The 21235-nt window shown below is 62.9% G+C and carries 20 protein-coding genes and 1 tRNA gene; 6 read left to right on the top strand and 15 right to left on the bottom strand.

Annotated elements, in window-relative coordinates:
* Positions 1–93: 93 nt before the first annotated feature.
* Together GOX53_RS12340 and gltX are read right to left on the bottom strand one after the other, a co-directional pair.
* Positions 94–1389, bottom strand: coding sequence for a citrate synthase (locus GOX53_RS12340; RefSeq protein WP_171176701.1), 1296 nt, complete (start codon positions 1387–1389; stop codon positions 94–96).
* Positions 1390–1512: 123 nt separating this feature from the next.
* Positions 1513–2913 carry a glutamate--tRNA ligase gene (gltX, locus tag GOX53_RS12335; RefSeq protein ID WP_171176699.1) on the bottom strand — a complete coding sequence of 467 codons (1401 nt, stop codon included), beginning with the start codon at positions 2911–2913 and terminating at the stop codon, positions 1513–1515.
* 78 nt (positions 2914–2991) lie between these two features.
* Here gltX and GOX53_RS12330 point away from each other — a divergent pair, with 78 nt between their 5' ends.
* Positions 2992–5043, top strand: a complete 2052-nt coding sequence (locus tag GOX53_RS12330) for a ComEC/Rec2 family competence protein (protein ID WP_171176698.1) — start codon at positions 2992–2994, stop codon at positions 5041–5043.
* Here GOX53_RS12330 and lexA read toward each other — a convergent pair.
* The 6 genes from lexA to GOX53_RS12300 all read right to left on the bottom strand — a co-directional run bounded on the left by lexA (position 5037) and on the right by GOX53_RS12300 (position 9863).
* Positions 5037–5735 carry a transcriptional repressor LexA gene (gene lexA, locus GOX53_RS12325; RefSeq protein ID WP_171176696.1) on the bottom strand — a complete coding sequence of 233 codons (699 nt, stop codon included), beginning with the start codon at positions 5733–5735 and terminating at the stop codon, positions 5037–5039. The two genes, GOX53_RS12330 and lexA, sit on opposite strands and share 7 nt — an antisense overlap.
* A gap of 79 nt (positions 5736–5814) precedes the next feature.
* The gene (gene glp, locus GOX53_RS12320; RefSeq protein WP_171176694.1) at positions 5815–6987 is read right to left on the bottom strand and encodes a gephyrin-like molybdotransferase Glp; all 1173 of its coding nucleotides are present in this window, start codon (positions 6985–6987) and stop codon (positions 5815–5817) included.
* Positions 6984–7457 carry a cyclic pyranopterin monophosphate synthase MoaC gene (moaC, locus tag GOX53_RS12315; RefSeq protein WP_171176692.1) on the bottom strand — a complete coding sequence of 158 codons (474 nt, stop codon included), beginning with the start codon at positions 7455–7457 and terminating at the stop codon, positions 6984–6986. Before moaC ends, glp begins: the two co-directional genes overlap by 4 nt.
* Positions 7457–8269 (bottom strand): indole-3-glycerol phosphate synthase TrpC, encoded by an 813-nt coding sequence (gene trpC / locus GOX53_RS12310; RefSeq protein ID WP_171176691.1) that lies wholly within the window; start codon positions 8267–8269, stop codon positions 7457–7459. Before trpC ends, moaC begins: the two co-directional genes overlap by 1 nt.
* The gene (gene trpD / locus GOX53_RS12305; protein WP_171176689.1) at positions 8266–9285 is read right to left on the bottom strand and encodes an anthranilate phosphoribosyltransferase; all 1020 of its coding nucleotides are present in this window, start codon (positions 9283–9285) and stop codon (positions 8266–8268) included. The genes trpC and trpD overlap by 4 nt, the downstream gene beginning before the upstream one ends.
* A complete protein-coding gene (locus GOX53_RS12300) occupies positions 9282–9863 on the bottom strand; it encodes an aminodeoxychorismate/anthranilate synthase component II (protein ID WP_171176687.1) in 582 nt (193 codons plus the stop codon). Before GOX53_RS12300 ends, trpD begins: the two co-directional genes overlap by 4 nt.
* A gap of 199 nt (positions 9864–10062) precedes the next feature.
* Here GOX53_RS12300 and GOX53_RS12295 point away from each other — a divergent pair, with 199 nt between their 5' ends.
* Positions 10063–11394: a divergent polysaccharide deacetylase family protein gene (locus GOX53_RS12295; protein WP_171176685.1), complete on the top strand. Its 1332-nt coding sequence runs from the start codon at positions 10063–10065 to the stop codon at positions 11392–11394.
* Between the two features lie 68 nt (positions 11395–11462).
* On the opposite strand, the gene GOX53_RS12290 is transcribed toward GOX53_RS12295, so the two are convergent.
* The 6 genes from GOX53_RS12290 to fabI form a co-directional block, all read right to left on the bottom strand.
* Positions 11463–11999: a HutD family protein gene (locus GOX53_RS12290; RefSeq protein WP_171176683.1), complete on the bottom strand. Its 537-nt coding sequence runs from the start codon at positions 11997–11999 to the stop codon at positions 11463–11465.
* A 3-nt stretch (positions 12000–12002) separates the two neighbouring features.
* Positions 12003–13514, bottom strand: coding sequence for an anthranilate synthase component I (gene trpE, locus GOX53_RS12285; protein ID WP_171176681.1), 1512 nt, complete (start codon positions 13512–13514; stop codon positions 12003–12005).
* 10 nt (positions 13515–13524) lie between these two features.
* On the bottom strand, positions 13525–15369 hold the full coding sequence (locus GOX53_RS12280; protein ID WP_171176679.1) for a peptidyl-prolyl cis-trans isomerase: 1845 nt from the start codon (positions 15367–15369) through the stop codon (positions 13525–13527).
* A gap of 90 nt (positions 15370–15459) precedes the next feature.
* Entirely contained in the window at positions 15460–16653 is a 1194-nt protein-coding gene (locus GOX53_RS12275; protein WP_256415870.1) for an aminotransferase, read from the bottom strand.
* Between the two features lie 304 nt (positions 16654–16957).
* Positions 16958–17467 carry a xanthine phosphoribosyltransferase gene (gene gpt, locus GOX53_RS12270; RefSeq protein WP_171176677.1) on the bottom strand — a complete coding sequence of 170 codons (510 nt, stop codon included), beginning with the start codon at positions 17465–17467 and terminating at the stop codon, positions 16958–16960.
* A gap of 5 nt (positions 17468–17472) precedes the next feature.
* A complete protein-coding gene (gene fabI / locus GOX53_RS12265) occupies positions 17473–18279 on the bottom strand; it encodes an enoyl-ACP reductase FabI (protein ID WP_171176676.1) in 807 nt (268 codons plus the stop codon).
* Between the two features lie 134 nt (positions 18280–18413).
* On the opposite strand from fabI, the gene pdxH reads away from it, so the two are divergent.
* The 4 genes from pdxH to GOX53_RS12245 all read left to right on the top strand — a co-directional run bounded on the left by pdxH (position 18414) and on the right by GOX53_RS12245 (position 20292).
* The gene (gene pdxH, locus GOX53_RS12260; protein WP_171176674.1) at positions 18414–19019 is read left to right on the top strand and encodes a pyridoxamine 5'-phosphate oxidase; all 606 of its coding nucleotides are present in this window, start codon (positions 18414–18416) and stop codon (positions 19017–19019) included.
* 121 nt (positions 19020–19140) lie between these two features.
* Complete coding sequence (locus GOX53_RS12255) at positions 19141–19668, top strand: cold shock domain-containing protein (RefSeq protein WP_171176672.1); 528 nt, start codon at positions 19141–19143, stop codon at positions 19666–19668.
* 13 nt (positions 19669–19681) lie between these two features.
* A complete protein-coding gene (locus GOX53_RS12250; protein ID WP_171176670.1) occupies positions 19682–20146 on the top strand; it encodes a DUF192 domain-containing protein in 465 nt (154 codons plus the stop codon).
* A 69-nt stretch (positions 20147–20215) separates the two neighbouring features.
* Positions 20216–20292 (top strand) — tRNA-Pro (locus GOX53_RS12245).
* A gap of 6 nt (positions 20293–20298) precedes the next feature.
* Here the strand turns inward: GOX53_RS12245 and GOX53_RS29815 are convergent.
* On the bottom strand, positions 20299–21162 hold the full coding sequence (locus GOX53_RS29815; protein ID WP_254446547.1) for a hypothetical protein: 864 nt from the start codon (positions 21160–21162) through the stop codon (positions 20299–20301).
* Positions 21163–21235 lie beyond the last annotated feature (73 nt).

Below are 21235 nucleotides of genomic sequence, written 5' to 3'. Positions count from 1 at the left end.
ACGCACATAAGGGCGCGAGGCGTTTTTTGTGGCATTGGGCAAAGAAAAACCCTCCGGGCGGATCGCCCGGAGGGTTTCTGAGCCGGTACGCGATCAGCGGCCTTCGATATCCGTATAATCGCGGCTGGTCTCGCCCAGATACAGCTGACGCGGACGGCCGATCTTGTTCTGCGGATCGGCGATCATCTCTTTCCACTGGCTGACCCAGCCAACGGTGCGCGACAGTGCGAAGATCGGGGTGAACATCGAGGTCGGGAAACCCATCGCTTCGAGAATGATGCCCGAGTAGAAGTCCACGTTCGGGAACAGCTTCTTCTCGATGAAATACGGGTCTTCCAGCGCCTGCTTCTCCAGCGCCTTGGCGACCTGAAGCTTGGGGTTGTTGTCGATGCCCAGAAGCTCCAGCACCTCATCCGCAGACTGCTTCATCACCTTCGCGCGCGGGTCGAAATTCTTGTACACGCGGTGGCCGAAACCCATCAGGCGGAACGGATCGTTCTTGTCCTTGGCGCGTTCGATGAACTCGGGAATGCGATCGACCGACCCGATCTCTTCCAGCATTTCCAGGCAGGCCTGGTTAGCACCGCCATGGGCGGGCCCCCAAAGGCAGGCAATGCCGGCTGCGATACAGGCGAACGGGTTTGCCCCCGAAGACGACGCCAGACGCACGGTCGAGGTCGAGGCGTTCTGTTCGTGATCCGCATGCAGCGTTAGGATGCGGTCCATCGCGCGGCTGAGGATCGGATTGACCTCGTATTCCTCGGCCGGCACGGCGAAGCACATGTAGAGGAAGTTCGACGCGTAATCGAGATCGTTGCGCGGGTACATGAAGGGCTGGCCGATCGAATACTTGTAGGCCATCGCCGCAATGGTCGGCATCTTGGCGATCAGTCGATGGGTCGCAATTTCACGCTGGCGCTCGTCCCCGACATCCGTCGAGTCATGGTAGAAGGCAGACATTGCGCCCACGACACCCACCATGGTGGCCATCGGATGCGCGTCGCGGCGGAACCCACGGAAGAAATAGTGCATCTGCTCGTGGATCATGGTGTGGCGGGTGATAGTGGTTTCGAACTGTTCCAGCTCATCCGCTTGCGGCAAATACCCATAAAGCAGCAGGAAACACACCTCGAGGAAGTGCGATTTCTCGGCCAGCTGATCGATGGGATAGCCCCGGTGCAGCAGCTCGCCCTTTTCACCGTCGATATAGGTGATGGTGCTGTCGCAGCTGGCCGTCGAGGTAAAGCCCGGGTCATAGGTAAACACGCCCGCCGTGCCATAAAGCTTGCGGATATCGATGACATCCGGCCCCGCCGTCGGCGAAAAGACCGGCAGCTCGTAGCTTTCGCCATTCACAGTCAGGTTGGCTGTTTTTTGGCTTTCTGTCATGGTTGTCCCTTCCATTTTCAGGCACGGGTCAGATCCGGAAATCTCCCATGCGGGCAAAGGCTGCACGCGCACGCGCAGGCCGGGTTTTTGCGGAGCAGCGTTGCCCGAATATAAACGCGGGGCTTAGTCCACTGCATCAGAAAGTCGCGCCAGGGCTTCATCCCGCCCCAGCACGAGCATCATGTCGAACACCGAAGGTGTCACTGCCCGGCCTGCAAGCACGGCCCTGAGCGGACCCGCCAATTTGCCGAACTTAAGCCCGCGCGCTTCAGCGAACGCATTCAGGGCCTCCTCCAGTCCGTCTCGCGTCCAGCTAGCATTTTGCACGTGCGGCGTCAATTCGCTCAGTATACCGTCGGATACCGAAGCGAGCGCCTTTGCCGCCTTCTCATCCGGCTCAATCGGGCGGGACGTCAGGACAAAGTGCGCTTTTTCAAGTAGTTCCGGGAAGGTGCGCGCGCGATCCTTGAGGCAATACATCGCACGTTCCAGATCACTCGATTGTGTGGCGATGAGAGCGGGCAGATCGGCGGCGGCCAGATATGCCTCGATTTCATGCCGCAACGCAGCGTCATCTGTGACCGCATTGTGCTGGCCACAGAGATTTTCCAGCTTTTTCAGATCGAAGCGGGCCGGGCTCTTGCCGATTCCGTCCAGATCGAACCACTCGCGCGCCTGTTCGTCGGTAAAGAACTCGTCGTCGCCGTGGCTCCAGCCCAGCCGCGCCAGATAGTTGCGCATGCCCGCCGCCGGGTATCCCATGGCCTGATATTCCTGCGCGCCAAGCGCGCCGTGGCGCTTGGAAAGCTTCTTGCCGTCGGGGCCGTGGATCAGCGGGATATGCGCCCAGACCGGCACGTCCCACCCCATCGCCTCGTAGATCATCATCTGGCGCGCGGCGTTGTTGAGGTGATCGTCGCCCCGGATCACATGGGTCACGCCCATGTCGTGATCGTCCACCACCACTGCCAACATATAAACCGGCGTGCCGTCCGAGCGCAGCAGGATCATGTCGTCGAGCTGGTCGTTGCGGATGGTGACGTCGCCCTGCACTTGGTCGCGGATTACCGTCGCCCCGTCCTGCGGCGCCCTGATGCGGATAGCAAAGGGTGCGTCGGGGTGGGTCGCGCGATCGGCGTCGCGCCAGGGGCTGCGGAACAGGGTGGATTTGCCCTCCGCGCGCGCTTGTTCGCGGAAAGCAGCAATTTCTTCTTGGGTCGAGAAGCACTTATAGGCCTTGCCTTCGGCCAGCAGTTGATGTGCCACCTCGGCGTGGCGCGCAGCGCCCTCGAACTGGCTGATCACATCGCCATCGTGATCCAGCCCCAGCCACGCCATGCCCTGCAGGATCGCAGCCGTTGCCTCGGGGGTTGAGCGCTCGCGGTCGGTATCCTCGATCCGCAGCAGGAACTTGCCGCCCCGCCCGCGCGCATAGAGCCAGTTGAACAGCGCCGTGCGGGCGCCGCCGATATGCAGGTAACCGGTGGGCGAGGGGGCGAAACGGGTGACGACCTGATCGGACATGTGGGGCATTTACCTTTTGGTAACCGAGACGGATTTAGCTTGGCGCCTGTCTAGCGAGCCGGACGGACAGGAGCAACCATGCGCGTTCTGGCAAGGGCCGAGGCCGCGTTGTTGCGTCAGCGCGGGTATCTGTTTCCCTGGTCGCCGGTGTTTCTGGCGCTGGGGATCGGCCTCTATTTCACGCTGACATGGGAGCCTCAGGTCTGGGTCTATCCGGGTCTGGCCTGTGTCGTCGCCGCGGGGCTGTGGCTGGGTCGGTTCATGCCCTCCGCTTGGTCACCGCTGCTATGGGCGCTGCTTCTGGCGTCTGCCGGATTCGCGATGGCCGGTGCGCGTGCGCACTGGGTGGCAGAGCCGGTATTGAACTGGCGCTACTATGGCCCGATTGAGGGGCGGGTCGTGGCGCTGGACCGCTCTGCCTCGGATGCGCTGCGGGTCACGCTGGACCGGGTGCGCCTCAGGGGCGTTTCGGCGCCGCGACGGCCTGCACGCATCCGCATATCGTTGCATGGGGGCGAGGCGTCCTTGGCCCCCGGACAGCGGGTGATGACCACCGGCCACCTGTCGCCGCCGCAAGGCCCGGTCGAGCCCGGCGGCTTCGATTTCCGCCGTCATGCCTGGTTTCAGCGGCTGGGTGCGGTCGGTTACACACGTGTTCCGGTTCTGACCATCGCTCCGCCCGAGGCGGGTGTGGCGGGGCTGCGGGTCTCGTCGGTGCGCATGGCGGCCTCGGCCCGGGTTCAGGCGGTGCTGCCGGGCGATGTCGGAGGCTTTGGCTCCGCTGTGACCACCGGCGACCGTAGCGCGGTTGGGCAACAGGCGCTCGAGGCGCTACGGGCCAGCAATCTGGCGCATCTGCTGGCCATTTCCGGGCTGCATATGGGACTGCTGGCCGGGTTCGTCTTTGCCGCGCTCCGCATTGGTTTATCTCTGATCCCGACACTGGCGCTGCGAATACCGGCGCGTAAGATTGCGGCCGTGGGCGCACTGGCGACCTCGGCCGGTTATCTGGCGCTGTCGGGCGGCAGCGTGGCGACCGAGCGCGCCTTTGTCATGGTGGCCGTCATGCTCTGCGCCATTCTGGTGGACCGTCGTGCCATATCCTTGCGCGCGGTCGCGGTTGCAGCGCTGATCGTGCTTGGCTTGCGGCCCGAGGCGCTGCTAAGCCCCGGGTTTCAGATGTCGTTCGCTGCCACCACCGCGCTGGTTGCCGTGTTCGGCGGGCTGCGCGATGCCGAGATTCGGCCCGGCCCGGATTGGTTGCGCCCGGCGGTCGGATTAGCGCTGTCCTCGGCGGTGGCCGGGCTGGCCACGGCACCAGTCGGAGCAGCGCATTTCAACGCGGTGGCGCATTACGGGCTGCTGGCCAATCTGCTGTCGGTGCCGGTGATGGGCACGGTGGTGATCCCGGCGGCGGTTTTGGCCGCGCTGCTGGCGCCGGTCGGCCTGGAGTGGATCGGATTGCAGATCATGGGCCTTGGCCTGCGCTGGATTCTCGGCGTGGCGCATTGGGTTGCAGAGATGGAAGGCGCCCGGGGTTTCGTGGCCAGTCCGCCAACTTATGTTCTGCCGGTTCTGGCGCTTGGGGCGCTTTGGATCATCCTGTGGCAGGGTCGCAGTCGCTGGGCCGGGGCTATTCCCTTGGTCGTCGCGTTGTCGCTTTGGGGGCAGGGTGAACGTCCCCAGGTTCTGGTCGCGGATACCGGGGCCCTAGTCGGCGTGATGACTGACGAAGGCCGGGCGCTGAGCAAGGCGAAGGGCAGCGGCTTCATCGCCTCGGTCTGGCTGGAGAATGACGGCGACGGGGCCGATCAGCCCGGCGCCGCTGCGCGCTGGCCGCAGGATGAGGGCAAGCTGCGCCGATACGATCTGGCGAGCGGAGAGCTGATCCACATCACCGGCAAGCGGGCCGCACAGGGGCTGACGGAATGCGACAAGACCCAGATCGTGATCTCACAGGTGCCGCTGACTCTCACGGGCGGCTGCGAAATCTACGATCCAGACCGGCTGCGCCTGACGGGCAGCGTTGCGTTGGGAAACAAGGACGTGGTCACCGCAACCGAACTGTCCGGCGACCGTCTATGGAGCCCGGCGCGGGCCAAGGACGGTCACGCGGCGCAGGCTCAGTAGGTGCGGATCAGTCCGACAAGGCGGCCCTGCACCTTGACCTTGTCCTCGGGGAATACGCGGGTTTCATAGGCAGGGTTTGCCGCCTCAAGCGCGATGGCATTGCCGCGGCGGAAGAAGCGTTTCAGCGTCGCCTCCTGATCCTCGACCAGGGCCACCACGATATCGCCATTGTCGGCTGCCGAGGTTTCGCGGATCACAACCACGTCGCCGTCGTTGATCCCGGCGTCGATCATCGAGTCGCCCTTGACCTCAAGCGCGTAATGCTCGCCCGAGCCCGAGACCATCGAGCCCGGCACGGCAACCTGATGCGACACGTGGCTGATCGCCTCGATCGGAACACCCGCCGCGATGCGGCCCATCACCGGCAGCTCCAGCGCATGTATCGCCACCGGCTCGGTGTTGGCCGGGCGGGGGCCGGTGGGCCGGTCGCCGTCGATCACGCGCGGTTTGAAGCCCGCGGTGGGCTCTCCACCAAGGCTTTCGGGCAGCTTCACGATCTCGATGGCGCGGGCGCGATGGGCGAGGCGGCGGATGAAGCCGCGCTCTTCCAGTGCCGTGATCAGTCGGTGGATGCCCGATTTCGACCGCAGATCCAGTGCCACCTTCATTTCGTCGAAACTCGGCGGCACCCCGTCCGCTTGCAGGCGTTTGTGGATGAATTCCAGCAAATCCAACTGCTTCTTTGTCAGCATCGCTCGTACCTCGCGCTTCATGCGTTTGCTTTTGTTCTACGCATGTTCCCGTTTTGTGTCAACGGATTTGAGGTTGGGCTCAGAGTGGTAGGTAGGTGACCTCATCGCCTACATCCCGCGCCGGATCATCCGGTGGCCGCATCAGCAGCGCATCGGCGAGTGCCAGAACGCTCAGAAGCGAGCTGTCCTGATCTTCACAGGCGGCGATGCCGTTTTCATCCAGCGTGGCGCGCATGTAGTGTTCGCGCGGGCCATTGGCGGCCAGCGGCGCAGTCAGGCGGGCACGGCGGAGGGGCGGCACGACATCTTCAAGCCCCAGCATCCGGCGGATCATCGGCGCGAGAAACAGGTAGCCGCAGACCATGGCCGAGACCGGATTGCCCGGCAGGCCGACCATGGCGGCATCGCCGAGCCGGCCGGCCATCAGCGGTTTTCCGGGGCGCATGCGGACCTTGTAAAAGGCGCGCTCCATCCCCAGCCCTTGGGCCACATCGCCGACCAAGTCGTGATCTCCGACCGAGGCGCCGCCGATGGTTACCACCAGATTCGCACCCTGGGCCAACCCAAAGGCGGTTTCCAGCGAGGCGACGGTATCGCGCGCGATCGGCAGTACTCGCACATGCGCACCCAGCCCCTCGAGCAGCGCCTTGAGGCCGAAGGTGTTCGAGGCGATGATCTGGTCCGGTCCCGGTTCATCCCCCGGCATCACCAGTTCGTCTCCGGTCGATATCAGCGCAACCACCGGTTTGCGGGCCACTGGCACTTGCGGGATGTTCATCGAGGCCAACAGCGCCACATCCTCGGCCCGCAGCAGGCTGGGGGCGGAGATCGTGGTGCCCTTGGTGAAATCGACGCCCGCGCGGCGGATATTGTCCTTGGTCCCGGGGGCGTCCGTAATGGTAATCAGGTCGCCCTTGCGGTCCACATCCTCTTGAATGACAACGAAATCCGCGCCTTCGGGCACCGGGGCGCCAGTGAAGATGCGTACGGCCTGACCGGCGCCGACACGGGCCCCGAAGGCATGGCCGGCTGCCGCTTCGCCGATCACCTTGAACATGGCGTGCAACTCGACCTCGGCCGACTTCACCGCGTAACCATCCATCGAAGAGGCGGCGAAGGGCGGCTGATCGCGCGTCGCCGCCACATCGCGGGCCAGTACCCGGCCCGCCGCATCGGCCAGAGGCACCTCTTCGGCCTCAAGCGGTGAGACCAGATCGAACAGTAGTGCGCGAGCCTCTTCGACGGTGATCATTCTGCTTCGTAACGCCCTGATTTGCCGCCATCTTTCATCAACACACGAATACCACCGATCTCCATCGCCTTGTCCACCGCCTTGGCCATGTCATAGACGGTGAGCGCGGCGGTCGAGACCGCCGTCAGCGCCTCCATCTCGACGCCGGTCTGGCCGGTGGTCTTGACGGTGGCCTCGATGCGCACGCCGGGCAGGTCCGGGTCCAGCGTCAGCTCGACCGCGACCTTGGTCACCGGCAGAGGGTGGCAGAGCGGGATCAGGTCGGGCGTGCGTTTGGCGCCCATGATCCCGGCCAGCCGGGCAACGCCCAAAACGTCGCCCTTCTTGGCGCGGCCTTCACCAATGATATCAAAGGTTTCGCGTGCCATCCTGATGTGGCCCTCGGCGACGGCGACCCGGTCGGTCACCGCCTTGTCCGAGACATCGACCATATGGGCGTCGCCCTTGGTGTCGAAATGCGACAGCGCCATCACATCGCTCCTGGGACCAGCGGGCTAGAGAGCAGGGCGCGGGTGGCGGCGGCCACGTCGTCCTGCCGCATCAGGCTTTCGCCGATCAGGAAGCAGCGGGCGCCATAGCGGGCGATGTCAGCCAGGTCTTGGGCCGTGTTCAAGCCGCTCTCGCAGACGATGGTGCGGTCCGCCGGAACCAGTTTCGAGAGCCGCCGTGTGGTGTCGAGCGTGGTCTCGAAGGTCTTGAGGTTGCGGTTGTTGATGCCGATCAGCGGGCTTTTGAGCGCTGCGGCCCGTTCCAGTTCCGCCTCATCATGCACCTCGATCAGAACGTCCATGCCCCAGTCGAACGCGCTCTGTTCCAGCTCGGCGGCCTGCGCGTCCTCGACCGAGGCCATGATGATCAGGATACAGTCGGCCCCCAAGGCACGGGCCTCGACCACCTGATAGGGATCGTACATGAAATCCTTGCGCAGCGCGGGCAGGTCGCAGGCGGCACGGGCGGCGGTCAGGTAATCCTTGGCGCCCTGAAAGCTGGGCGTGTCGGTGAGTACCGACAGACAGGCGGCGCCACCGGCGGCAAACGCCTGCGCCAGCGCGGGCGGGTCGAACTCGGGACGGATCAGGCCCTTGGAGGGGCTGGCCTTCTTGATCTCGGCAATCAGGCCATAGCCGTCGCGCGTCGCCTCGGACAGCGCTTCGGCGAAACCACGCACGGGGCTGGCATCGCGAGCCTCTACCTCAAGTTCTCCAAGTGTTTTCAGTGCCTTGTCAGCCGCAACTTCTTCCAGCTTATAGGCCTTGATCTTGTCGAGAATAGTATCGGTCATGCGGCGTCCTGTGTGATACGGGCCAGAGCGGCGATCTTGTCCTTGGCCTTGCCGCTGTCGATGCTTTCGGCGGCCATGGCGACGCCCTCGCGCAGATCGTTTGCGGCCCCGGCCACGACCAACGCAGCGGCAGAGTTCAGCAGCACCGCGTCGCGATAGGCCGAGCGCGCGCCGTCGAGCAGCGCGCGGAAGGCGGTGGCGTTTTCCTCAGGCGTGCCGCCGATGATGTCCTCGAACGGATGTACGGGCAGGCCTGCGTCTTCGGGGTGCAGCTCGACCTCTTTGACAGTGCCATCCTCAAGGGCGGCGACCCAGCTGATGCCGGTGATGGTCAACTCATCGGTGCCGTCCGAGCCATGCACCAGCCAGGCGCAGTCCGAACCCAGCACGCCCAGCGTCTCGGCCATGGGGCGGATCAGGTCGCGGCTGAAGGCGCCGGTGAGCTGGCGCTTGACGCCCGCGGGATTGGTCAGCGGACCAAGGATGTTGAAGATCGTGCGCGTGCCCAGTTCGGCGCGCGTCGGCATCACATGCGCCGTGGCAGGGTGGTGCATCGGCGCCATCATAAAGCCGATCCCGGCCTCGGCCAGCGCGCGTTCGACCACATCCGCGCCCACCATCACGTTCACGCCCATCTGAGACTGAAGATCGGCGGTGCCGGATTTCGAGCTGAGGTTGCGGTTGCCGTGTTTGGCCACCACCACACCTGCACCGGCAGTGACGAAGGCGGTCGCGGTCGAGATGTTCAGCGTGTTCTTGCCGTCGCCGCCGGTGCCCACGATGTCCATCGCCCCCTCGGGCGCCTTCACCGCATGGCACTTGGCGCGCATCACGGCGGCGGCGGCGGCGTATTCGTCCACCGTCTCGCCGCGCGTGCGCAGTGCCATCAGCAGGCCGCCGATCTGGCTGGGTGTCGCTTCGCCCTCGAACAGGATGGTAAAGGCTGCTTCGGCCTCGGCCCGGGTCAGCGGCCGGTCGGCGGCGGCTCCGATCAGCGGTTTCAGCGCGTCGCTCATGCGGGGACTTTCATCTCGTTCAGGAAGTTCTTGAGCAGGGCATGGCCATGCTCGGAGGCAATCGACTCGGGGTGGAACTGAACCCCGTGGATCGGCAGTTCGTTGTGTTGCAGACCCATGATGGTGCCATCGTCGAGTTCCGCTGTGATTTCAAGGCAGTCCGGCAGGCTTTCACGCTCGACCACCAGTGAGTGATAGCGGGTCGCCTCAAACGGCGACGGCAGCCCGGAGAACACGCCTTTGCCCGTATGCTGCATGGTGCCCATCTTACCGTGCACGATCTCATGGCAGCGCACCACCTTGCCGCCGAACGCCTGACCGATGGTCTGATGGCCCAGGCACACGCCCAGCAGCGGTGTGCGGGTTTCTGCCGCCGCTTCGGTCAGCGCCAGACAGATGCCGGCCTGATCCGGATCGCAGGGGCCGGGGCTCAGCAGGATGCCAGCTGGGTTCATCGCCATCGCCTCCTGCACATCCAGCGCATCGTTCCGGCGGACTTCAATTTCGGCGCCAAGCTCGCCAAGATAGTGGACGAGGTTGTAGGTAAACGAGTCGTAGTTGTCGATCAGCAGCAGCATTTGGGCACGTTTCTTTCCTTTGGCATTTGGGGACTGGCGGCACAGTCCCTAGCCACGGTATAGTGTTGGCGACATACATGCTCAGGCTTGGGTGGCAGCGTCAAGGGCGCATCCATACCCAGTGCCGGGGCAAGAGAAAACCGCATGAGACGGTGTGTTGCAGACCGGGCCAAGAGGACCAGCAAGAGGGCAAGCAGTTATGGGCAGATTTCTCGGAGGACTGATCACCGGGGCAATCGTGATGATTGTTGTCGCGGTACTTTTGTCGCTGGCAGCACCGCTGCCTCAGGGCCCTGAACTGGCAAGCGATGTGCCGGCGGCGACGCCCGCTGGCGCCGAGCCTGGCAGCAGCGAGATCGATGAGCCCGGCACCGATGCCGATCTGGTCGAGGCTGCGCCGCATGCCCCGGAAAGCAGCCGGAATGGCCCCGACACCCTTGAAGCAATCGAAGAGGCGGACACCGCCCCGGCCGAGCAGCCCGATGTTGGCTCCGCCACCGCTGAACTGGGCAAGCCCGCAGCCGGAAGCGAGACGGATGTCGAGGTTGAATCGGTCGCGCCTGTCGCCCCGCCATCGCCTGCGTCGCTACCGGAATCCCCGACAGACGACATTCAGCCCGTCGTGGTGGATGACCAGCCATCGCAACCTGCACCTCCGGAAGTGGCGGAGCTTCCGGGATCGAAACCTGAGGCGCAACCCACGGCCGAGAGTGGCATCACCGCTCAACGTCCGCGTCTGGCTGCCTTGCCGCAGATTGGCGGCGATCAATCCGGCGGAACGGGCACAGGGGTCGGCACGCGGGTCGTACCCCTGACCGAAAGAGACGAGGCGCCGGCTGCCCCGCAACTCCCACAGGTCGATCCGATCATTGCCTATGCCTCCAAATTCGAGAACCCGGAAGACAAACCGCTGATGTCGATCGTGCTGATCGATGACGAGAACTCGCTTGGCGCGGAAGCCCTGCAGGACTTTCCCTATCCACTGAGCTTTGCCGTCAGCCCGACCGATCCGGATGCCGCGGCGAAAATGGCCCGTTACCGGGCTGCCGGGTTCGAGGTTCTGGCGCTGACCGACATGCCCGAGGCCGCGACCGCGCAAGACGCCGAAGTATCGCTGTCGGTCTGGCTGGAAACCCTGCCCGAGACGGTGGCCATTCTGGAAGGTACGCAAACCGGCATTCAGGGCAACCGCAAACTGGCGGATCAGGTCTCGGCCATTGCAGGCGGCACCGGGCGCGGGTTGGTCACGCAGGACAATGGTCTGAACACGGTGCAAAAGCTGGCCGCCCGCAACGGGGTACCGTCGGCTGTTGTGTTCCGGGATTTCGATGGCGCCGGGCAAGAGGCGAAGGTGATGCGGCGCTTCCTGGACCAGGCCGCGTTCCGCGCCGGGCAGGAGGGGGCCGTGGTCATGCTGGGCCGGGTGCGGCCCGAGACCATCTCGGCCCTGCTGGTCTGGGGCTTGCAGGATCGTGCCAGCCGTGTGGCGCTGGCACCGATATCGGCAGCGCTTCAGAACGACCAGCAATAGGGTTGGGATATCGCGCGATGCGCGATGCCTCCGGCGGGGATATTTTTGAACAGAAGAAGGTGGGGGGCTCAGCCCCGGTCTTGAAGCGTACAGTTCAGTGCGGCGCAGTTCGCGGGCAGGTCGAGTTCATCTGAGTGGAAAAGCGCGACGTGCCCTTTCGAAACCGCTGTTTCGTTAAAGCTGACGGATCCTGCAGTGACATAGAGCGCTGTCAGATCTGATTTCGGCGCCAGCTTTATTGGTCGTGTGACGCACGTGACTGAGGCCTTGATCCGCACCGGATCGTAGAGCAGGTTCAGGTTTTTGACGGGACCGTCAAATAGCTCACCGTGAACAGGCAAGCCTCCTGAAAAAGCCAGTGGCGCATCTGGACGTGCGTGCCGAATCGCGTCAGGGCCATGCAGGTTCATGCCGGGACCCTCGACAACCGTCAGAATCCGAGCCAGCCCTTTAAACGTCGAGAACGGCCCATCCGAGGAGACCTCGGCGAGACTCAACCGCCAGAGCAGGAAACCGTCGCAGTCCGCACGGGCGATTTCATGGGTGATGCCGCCGCCGTTCTTCCACCGGGTTGTCGTGAAATCCGATGGGGTGATGATACGCATCGTTCAGCGGTTGCCGCTGCCGGTGAACCGCGCCGCATCCGCTGCCGCTCGGCGGATGGCGTTGGATTTATGGACCGTCTCCATGTATTCGGCCTCGGGGTCACTGTCATAGACAACGCCGCCACCGGCCTGGATATAGAGTTTTTGGTCCTGCACCACTGCTGTGCGCAGCGCGATACACATATCCATGTCTCCGCCCGCCGAGAAATAACCCACGCCGCCGCCATAGATGCCGCGTTTTTCGGGCTCCAACTCGTCGATGATCTCCATCGCGCGCACCTTGGGGGCGCCCGAGACGGTGCCAGCGGGCATGCCGGCAAAGAAAGCGTCCAGCGCGTCCTTGTCCTCGGCCAGTTCGCCCACCACGTTCGAGACGATATGCATTACGTGGCTGTAGCGCTCGATGATGAACTTTTCGGTCGGGCGCACGGTGCCGATCTTTGCCACGCGGCCGGTATCGTTGCGGCCCAGATCGAGCAGCATGAGGTGCTCGGCCAGTTCCTTTTTGTCGGCCAGCAGATCGGCCTCGAGCGCGCGATCCTCCTCCGGCGTCGCACCACGCGGACGGGTACCGGCGATGGGGCGGATGGTGACCTCATCCCCGAAGACGCGCACGAGGATTTCCGGCGATGCGCCCACCACCTGAAAGCCGCCGAAGTTGAAATAGAACATGAAAGGCGAAGGGTTTGTGCGCCGCAGGCTGCGGTAGAGCGCAAAGGGCGGCTGCGGGAAATCCTGTGTCCAGCGCTGTGCCGGGACCACCTGAAAGATGTCGCCCGCGCGGATGTATTCCTTGGCTTTTTCGACCGCTTCCATGTAGCCGGATTTGGTGAAGTTCGAGACCGGCGGAGCCACTTCATATGCCTCACCCAGATCGCGGGTTTCGGCGGGCATGGCGCGTTCCAGATCGCGCACCGCGTCCATCACCCGCTCGGCGGCCTGTGCATAGGCGGCCTTGGCTGACTGTCCGTCGCTGACCCAGGCCGGGGAGACCACGGTGACCTCACCCTTGACCCCATCGAGCACCGCCACGACCGAAGGGCGCAGCATCACCGCGTCGGGCAGGCCCAGCGGGTCGGGATTCACGTCCGGCAAGTATTCCACCAGCCGCACCATGTCATAGCCCAGATAGCCGAACAGCCCCGCCGCCGCCTGCGGCAGGTCGTCGGGCAGCGCGATACGGCTCTCGGCCAGCAGCGCGCGCAGATTGTCCATCGGATTGCCGTCCTGCGGCTCGAACGCCTCGGCATCGAAACGGGCCGAGCGGTTGAGCGCGGACTGTTCGCCATGACAACACCAGATCAGGTCCGGTTTCATCCCGATGATCGAATAGCGTCCGCGCACCTCGCCACCCGTCACCGATTCCAGCATGAACGCGTCTTTCTGCGCGCCCGTCAGCTTGAGCATCAGCGAGACCGGTGTGTCCAGATCGGCGGCGAGCCTTGCATAGACGACCTGATTCTCGCCCGCCTCATAGGCGCGGGCGAAACTGTCGAACTCGGGGGTCAGGGCCATGTCTGGTCTCTTACTGGAAGTTGGCCTGCACGGCGTTCAGCGCGCGCTGATCCAGTGTCGGACGGGCGCGGGTCTGGGCGGCGCGGACATAGATGTCAAAGATGTTTTGCGCCAGCGCCTGATCCAACTGGGTGGCCAGCGCGTTCTGCATCTGCGTCAGCTCTTCGGTCTCGGCAGGCGGCAGTACCTCGTCCAGACGTACGATCAGCGCGGAGCCGTCGCCGGGGATCACGCGTAGCTCACCCGGCTCCATCTCGAAGACCTGGGTCATGAAATCGATCGGAGTGCCGTCGATGAACGCGGTGCGGGTCAGACCGTTTTCCACCCGGAAGGGCAGGCCGGTCGCGGTGAAATCGCCATCTGTGGCCAGTTGCGTCAGCAAGGTGTTGGCCTGTTCCTGCAACGCCCTGGAGGTCTCATCCTGCGTCCAGGCTGCGGCCACGCGGTCGCGGGCGCTGTCCAGCGGCTCGGGGCGCGGCTCCAGTTCCTCATCCAGGCGCATGGCGAAGATCGAACCATCCTCAAGGAAGGCGATCTCGGGGAAATCTTCGGCGCGCACCGCTTCGGCGGCGGCGCGGAACTCGGCATAGGCGGCGACGCCGTCCGAGCTTTGATCGGTCCAGTCGATCTGACCCAGTTCCATTTCCGTCTCGCTGGTGAGTTCCTCAAGCGTGGCACCGCCCGCGAGCAGGTCATTGATGTCTTCGGACTGCGCCTCGATCTGGCGGTGGGCGCGTTCGGCGGCCAGTTCATCGCGCAGCTCGGCCTCGACCTGTTCGAACGCGGTGATCTGTTCGGCCAGCGTACCGTTCACGCGGAAGAGCGCAGGACCAAGATCCGAGGGCAGGGGGCCGACAACATCGCCGACCTCGGCGCCAAAGACCGCTTCGGCAGCCTCGCCCAGATCGGTGGCGGTCATGTCGCCCAGATCCACGTCACTCAGCGCCAGGCCGCGCTGTTCGACCAGTTGCTCGAACGTGGTTCCGCCCACTTCGATCTGCGCCATGGCATCCTGCGCCGCAGCTTCATCTGCAAACACCAGACGCTCGACCAGACGGCGTTCGGGCTGGTTGAACTGAGCCTCACGCTGCTCGAAAAGCCGGCGGACCGAGGCGTCATCCAGTTCGATCTGATCCAGCAGCATCGTTGGCGACAGGATCGCGTAGGTCAGGCGCTTGGTGCGGGGCAGGGTGAACCGGTCGGTGTTTTCATCGTAATAGGCCTGCACCTGCTCGTCTGTGGGGTCAGGGATCGGGGTGTCCAGCGCCTCGGCGTCGAGTGTCGCGACGGTGAAACTGCGGCGGGCGCCCACGAACTCGGTCAGCATTTCGGCCATGGTGGCAGGCATCGTCACGCCCGCGATTACCGCGCCTTGCACCAGTGTTCGGGCGGATTCGCGGCGCAGGTCATCTTCAAACTCGGACTCGCTCAGACCCGCCTGTTCCAGCGAGAAACGGTAACCCTCACGGTCAAAATTGCCGTCGACGCCTTGAAAGGCGGGGATTTCGACAATCTCCTTCTGCAGGTTCTCATCCCCAATCGACACGCCCATCTGCGCCACTTCATTGTCCAGCGCGGCCAGAGCCACCAGGCGAGAGAGCGCCAGCTGGTCCAGACCCAGTTCACGCGCCTGCGCCATTTGCAGGGGCTGGCCGGTCTGGGCTTCGATGGCGCGGATCTCGCTTTGCAACGCGCGGGCATAGGCATCGACGGAAATGTTCTGATCGCCCACCTGCGCCACGGTCCGGATCGTGCCGCTGAGATTGACCGCGCCAAAGCCTGCAAGGCCCAGCATGAGAAGGCCCATCAGGATCCACATGAAGGTTTTCGAAAAGCTCTTGACGCCTGCGGCCATGTCGCCCCCTTGTCGCGGTTCGGTCTCGGCTTTTTGCCTTGCCCCGTTGATTGCGGCCCTGTCTACGACGGGCACAGGCGGGGGGCAAGGTCAGAAGGCCACCTGTTCCAACCGTGAGAAGAGTTGCCCGATGCCGGCGCGGTCGAGATTGGCAAAAGCGATGCGAACCTGCCGTTTTCCCGCCGCATCGCTTTCGGGCATGAACATGGTGCCGGGCAGCAGCAAAACGCCCGCATCCGTGACCAGTCGCCGGGCCAGATCGTCCGAGGCGAGGTCGAACGGATGTTCCAGATAGGCGAAATAGGCACCAAGGCCGAGCAGCTTCCAGCCTTTGGCCTCCAGCCGGGGCATCCCCTCGGCGATGGCGGCGCGGCGGTCGAGGATTTCGTGGCGTTCGCCGGCCAGCCACTGGCTGAGATTCTGCATCCCCCAGAGGGCGGCGTGCTGGCCGATCTGGCCGGGGCAGATGGCGACCGTATCGAGAAACTTTTCGATCTCCGCCAGCAACTCCGCGTTGGTCGCCAGCGCGCCGACGCGGTGGCCGGTCAGTCGGTAGGCTTTGGAGAAAGAATAGAGGTGGATCAGCGTCCGGTCCCAGCCGGGTAGGGTGAAGAGCGCATGCGGAGCGCCGCTGCGACTGTCGAAATCGCGATAGGTTTCGTCCACCATCAGATAAAGCCCATGCGCGCGGGCCAGATCGTAGAAGGTACGGACCAATTCCGCCGGATATTCAACCCCGCCGGGATTGTTGGGTGTCACCAGCGCGATGGCGCGGGTTTTGTCGGTGATGAGCGCCGCAGCGGCTTGCGGATCGGGCAGCAGGTCATCCCCGGTGGGCAGGTCCACGGCTGCGACGCCCGCCATGTCGAGCCACATTTTGTGATTGAAGTACCACGGCGTTGGCAGGATGACCTCATCCCCTTCGCCGGTGATGGCGGCGATGGCAGCCGAGAAGGCCTGATTGCAGCCCGAGGTAATGGCGGTCTGTTCGGCCTGCACCTCGGCACCATAGTGTCGCGAGATCTGGCTTGCGAGTTCCGCACGCAGATCCGGGTTGCCAAGCACTGGGCCATAGAGATGGGCGCTGTCCTCAGTCAGCGCGAAATTGGCCATCGCCTGCCGCAAGGGCGGTGGCGGCGGATCGACCGGAGCGGCCTGACTGACATTGATGAGCGGGCGATCCGCCGGGAAGGAGACGCCTTCGATCCAGCGGCGTGCCTCCATGACCGGCGGCGCGAATGTGGTGGCGGTGCGGGTTTGGTTAAGGTGCGACAATTTTGTCAATTGATAGACCTCTTTCAAGCTCTTGTTCCTGACTCGTTCTCATGGTATCGAATTGATACTTGATGTCTGCGCCCGACGAAAGGAGGTGATCTCATGGGCAAGAAACCTGGTACAAGCACAGGCAAAAGCGGGGGTATTTTTCAAGAGGTAGGACCGCGCGGTGGTAAGAAGGACAACTATACCACTGTGCCGGACAACAAACCTCTGCCCCCGACTTCAAAACCTGGTCATACTTGGAAGCCGGTAAAACGCACACCTGACAGCAAAAGGTAGTGTAACAAAAGAACTGAGGCCGAATTCGGCCTCAGTCCGTGCCGCGATACGGCTCGACATATTGCAGGGCCATGTCCCACGGGAAGAAGATCCAGGTGTCCTGACTGACCTCGGTGATGAACGTGTCCACCATCGGGCGGCCCTTGGGCTTGGCATAGACAGTGGCAAAATGCGCCTTGGGGTACATTTCGCGCACCAGTTCCAGAGTTTTGCCACTGTCCACCAGATCGTCGATGATCAGCACGCCGGTCCCATCGCCCATCAGATCGGCATCTGGCGACTTGAGTACCTCAGCTTCACCCTGTTCCTGATGGTGGTAGGATTTGACGCTGACGGTGTCGACCGTGCGGATGTCCAACTCGCGGCTGACGATCATCGCAGGCGCCATGCCGCCACGGGTGATCGCCACCACGGCGCGCCAGGCACCTTCATCGGGGCCTTGCCCGTCAAGCCGCCAGGCCAGTGCGCGCGAATCGCGGTGGATTTGGTCCCAACTGATGTGAAACCCCTTTTCATGGGGCAGGCGGTCCTTGCCGGTCATGGCTATTACCCCTTTTCCACATCAGGCGCGTCGACGGCCTTCATGCCGACGATGTGATAGCCCGAATCCACATGCAGGTTTTCACCGGTCACGCCGCCGCTGAGATCGCTGAGGAGATAGAGCGCCGAATTGCCCACATCGTCGATGGTCACGTTGCGGCGCAGGGGCGAGTTGTACTCGTTCCACTTCATGATGTAGCGGAAATCGCCGATGCCAGATGCAGCCAGCGTCTTGATCGGACCGGCGGAAATCGCGTTGACGCGGATGCCGTCCTTGCCGAGATCCTCGGCCAGGTATTTAACGGACGCCTCAAGCGCGGCCTTGGCGACACCCATGACATTATAATGCGGCATCACCTGCTCAGCACCGTAATAGGTGAGGGTGATGGCGCTGCCGCCCTCGGTCATCAGCTTCTCGGCGCGCTGCATCACGGCGGTAAAGGAATAGACCGAGACATCCATGGTCAGTTTGAAATTGGCACGGCTGGTATCGACATAGCGGCCACGCAGTTCGTTCTTGTCGGAGAAACCGATGGCGTGGACGACGAAATCGAGACGGCCCCATTTCTCTTCAAGCGCAGAGAAAAGTGAGTCGATCGAGTCCTCGTCGCTCACGTCGCAGGGAAGAACAATTTCGCTGCCCAGTTGCGCGGCCAAGGGATCGACCCGCTTTTTCAGCGCGTCGCCCTGATAGGAAAAGGCAAGCTCAGCCCCGGCCTCGGACAAGGCGCGGGCGATGCCCCACGCGATGGACTTGTCATTGGCCAGTCCCATGATGAGGCCGCGCTTGCCGGCCATCAACTGATTTGACATGTTCGGTTCTCCGCCTGTCGTCGCGTTGTGTTGATGTGGTTTATGCCATTGATCCCAGTGCTTCAAGGCCACGCACTCTTGCCCGTTGCGGGTTCTCGCCGTAGGGTCAACCTCAGACGTTCTAGGGGATGGACATGAGTGAACGCGATGGCATCTTTGCCGGCGCCGATCCGTTAGTGATTGCGGATCGGTGGCTGAAAGAGGCCGAGCAGACCGAACCGAATGATCCCAACGCGATCGCTCTGTCGACCGTGGATGCAGAGGGTATGCCCAATGCACGCATGGTGCTTCTGAAGGATATCGAGCCTGATGCCTTTGTTTTCTATACGAATTACGAAAGTGCTAAGGCCGGAGAACTGGACACCGCCGGTAAGGCCGCTTTTGTGTTACACTGGAAGTCATTACGCCGCCAAATCCGAGTGCGGGGCGACATATTGAAAGAAGAGGGCGACAAGGCCGACGACTACTTCGCGTCCCGCTCTCTCAAAAGCCGACTTGGGGCGTGGGCGTCAAAGCAATCGCGTCCGCTGTCGAGTCGGGCAGCATTGATGGCCGAAGTGGCCAAGGTGACGGCAAAGCTGGGAACGAACCCGCCCCGCCCGCCGTTTTGGGGAGGGTATCGGCTGGTGCCCTGTGAGATCGAGTTCTGGGCAGATGGCGCTTTTCGCCTTCACGATCGCTTCGTCTGGAGGCGTGAAGACCAAGACTCAGAGTGGTATGTACAAAGGCTGAATCCATGAATCTTGCGTATCGTGAAATGCAGTCCGTTGATAAGCCAAAGGTTTTTGAGCTTGAATTTGCGACACGAAACCTTACACATCGAGTGCTTAAACACTGGACCAAATCCACGTTAGGAACGAAGTGCCTGAAGATCTGAGTTGCATGTATCGCGTTCGTGGACACGTCAAATGGTTCGATCCCGCTAAGGGATACGGATTTGTTGTGTCTGACACCGGCGGGCCGGATATTCTGCTGCATGTCAACGTGCTGCGGAATTTTGGTCAGAGCTCGGTGGCAGACGGCGCAGGCATTGAAATCATGACCCACCGGACCGACCGTGGTGCGCAAGCGGTCGAGGTGCTCAGCATCGAGCCTCCGTCGCGGAGCGACGCGATGCAACTGTCCGACTTCGCCGATCTGGATCCGGATGTGATCGCGCAGGCGCCGCTGGAGGCTGCGCGGGTCAAATGGTTCGACAAGGGCAAGGGCTTTGGCTTTGCCAATGTCTTTGGCCGGGATGAGGACGTGTTCCTGCACATCGAAGTTCTGCGCCGGTCCGGCCTGGCCGATCTGCAGCCGGGTGAGGCGCTGGCCATGCGGGTGATCGACGGTAAGCGGGGCCGTATGGCGGCACAAGTGCTGGCATGGGAAGCCGCACTGAACCCTTGAGCGGATCACAACAATGATGCGGTTTGCGGTTCTTGCCTTGATCGGATGGATCAGCGCCGGGGCGGCGCATGCCGCGTGTCGTGGTGATGTCGTGGACCTGCGCAATGATGCAGCCGAAATCCGGTTCAACATTGAGTTGGCGATGACGCAACAGGAGCGATCCCGCGGCCTCATGTTTCGCGAGCACCTGCCACAGCGGTCCGGAATGCTCTTTGTCTTCGATCCGCCTCAGCGCGTGGCGTTCTGGATGAAGAACACGCTGATTCCTCTGGACATGATCTTTGTGGACCGCACCGGTATGGTGACACGTGTGCATGAGGGTGCCGTTCCCGGCGACGAAACCCCGATCGATGGTGGTGATAAGGTCTATGCCGTGCTCGAAATCAATGCGGGTTTGTCCGACCGTTACGCAATCGTGCCCGGCACGGTAATGCGGCACGAGGTTTTTTCCGAAGGACCTGCCGCCTGGCCTTGCTGATCGGACTGGAAACCGACGCGCTTTTGGTCTTTTCAAATCGAAATCACATCGTTAGGAAGGCGCACGGTCCGGGGCGTGGCGCAGTCTGGTAGCGCACCTGTTTTGGGTACAGGGGGTCGTGAGTTCGAATCTCGCCGCCCCGACCACTTTCTTCAGATCGGCGTGCCACCCGCAGCGCGATAGAGGCGCGCGAGCATGCGATCGAGCCGGCGGCTTTCGAACTGAACATTCAGCGACCTTCCGTCTTTCTGCGGCACATCCAGAAACATCTCTGCATCGACGCGGTAACCCGCAGGATTCTCGGTCGCGGTCAGCCGCGTGACGCTCTCAGGCAGGTCCTGCGGATACCCGTCATAGGTCAGAATCAGATAAGCGGTGGCGTCCGGTGACAGCAACTGCCTGCATTCCAGTGTCGTTGGGGCTGGCCGAGACAGGGTTTCACCCGGCTCCTGGCAGGAGTTTTCAAAGGCCCGAAACAGCGCCACGGGGTTTTCGGGAAATTGCGCGCTACGAGACAATGGCACAACATCTTGTGGTGTGCAGGACACGGTGAGGGCAAGAAACAGGATGATCCGGGGGATGCGCATGGCCGTGGCTGTCCAAAAATCAGATGTGGTGCATGACTGACTGTACGTCATTGGCGGGGCGGAAGCGACAGTGATTCTGTCGCGTCCGCGATCACCGAAAATCACATCCGGGATATTAACCAATTCCGTAAAGGTGCTGGAAATCACAGGAATTTTCCACCGCCGCCCCGAAATACTCCGCTGCGCGCATTGGGGACAAGTTGTGGAGGAATCGGTATCGCCGCCCCGCGCCGAGATCCGCGGAATCCGGTCAACAGAAAAGATTGCGATCAACAGGTAAAATTTGCGTTGACCTGATATGGGAAGATACGCCAGATTGTGTAGGCCGGAAGCATCGCCACTAAATCTGGTAGGCAATAACCAGAAAAGCGACGCACCGAGGGACGGAAAGGCACAACCAGAATTCGTGTTGCCGAAGGACGGTTTCACGCTGCGGGTCGTGGCGTGCAGGCCTTTTCTGTCTCTAATCCACCCGGCATTCGGCGCGGCTTTTACGCGCCTG

This window comes from Ruegeria sp. HKCCD8929 (assembly GCF_013031405.1).
GTDB lineage: Bacteria > Pseudomonadota > Alphaproteobacteria > Rhodobacterales > Rhodobacteraceae > Ruegeria.
This window is presented reverse-complemented; position numbering and strand designations above follow the sequence as displayed.